The sequence below is a fragment of the Pantoea sp. Morm genome (genome assembly GCF_016643525.1).
Taxonomy (GTDB): Bacteria; Pseudomonadota; Gammaproteobacteria; order Enterobacterales; family Enterobacteriaceae; genus Pantoea; species Pantoea dispersa.
Map to the genome: position 1 here is coordinate 1 of NZ_VOQX01000255.1, position 1177 is coordinate 1177.

A 1177-nucleotide genomic window follows, 5' to 3' on the forward strand; every position below is an offset into this window, starting at 1 on the left:
CACGATCACGCCCGCATCTCCCCTGCCCGACAGGGTTGGAGTTTTGTCATCGGTAATGTCACCTGACTTCAGCGGACCGGTAACGCGGCCTTCGTCATCCAACACCTCACTCAGTGATGGCGTGCCTGGCACAGAGGTATCCAGCGTCAGCGCGAAGTTGTCAGAACGCGGGCTTTCGGCACCGAAACGATCGGTGTAGCTGGCGCTGAACACGTGGGTGCCGTCGGTGGTCAGTTCCGGCGTGAAGCTCCAGCGGCCATCGGCGCCGGCTTTTACACTGCCAATCACATTGGAGCGAATATCGTAGATTTTTACTACGCTGTCCGGCTGGGCAACACCGTACAGGGTTGGGGTTTTGTCATTGGTGTAGTTGCCCGGCGTCAGATAGGTATCCGCGCTGCCTTCATTATCGATCACGCGCATAATCTGCGGCGCTTCTGGTGCAGAGGTGTCGATATTGCGGATAAGCTGAGTTGATGGTCCCCAGTTACCCGCACGGTCCAGATAACGAATGCCGGCAACGTGCAAACCCTCTTTCATTTCCGGCGAGTCAAACTGCCATTTGCCGCTGCCATCAGCACGGGTAGTGTAAACTGTTTGATCAATAACGATCTGTACTAATGCATTGGGTTCAGCATTATCAGCACTCAACGAGATAATGTTTTTATTGATGGTTTTAATGGGTTTACCCGGAAACGGATCCGCGTCCATAGTGGTTGATTCTGCTGGTGTTACAGATACCGCTTCGTTAACCGCCTGAGTGACCACACCGTCAGCAATCGTCAGGTTGAAAGCATCAGAGATCGGGCTTTCATGACCAACCGTATCCTTCGCCATCACGGTCAGTTGGTGCTCGCCGTCTGCCAGCTCCGGCGTGATGCTCCATGCGCCCATTTTGTCTGCTACCACTGAGCCGATCTCTTTACCGTTATCGTACAGGGTAACAATGGTGCCAGGCTCTGCCACACCAGCCAGCGCTGGCGTTTTATCGCTGGTGGCTTCACCCGGCGTCAGGTAGTGGTCTTCCGCAGCAGCGTCATCAATCACGCGCCAGATTTCCGGTTTTGCCGGAGGCGTCGTATCCATATCAAGAATGAAGATAGTCGGATTACTCGGGTTAGTCGCTTTATCAATCGATACCAGCTGAATGACATGGGTGCCGTCTAACCAGCTGGTT

General features: G+C 54.1%; 1 protein-coding gene. It reads right to left on the reverse strand.

Annotated features, from left to right (window positions below; all coding sequences use genetic code 11):
* Positions 1-1177, reverse strand: a 1177-nt coding sequence (locus FT726_RS27365; RefSeq protein ID WP_346303856.1) for an Ig-like domain-containing protein, incomplete at both ends; no start/stop codon positions are given.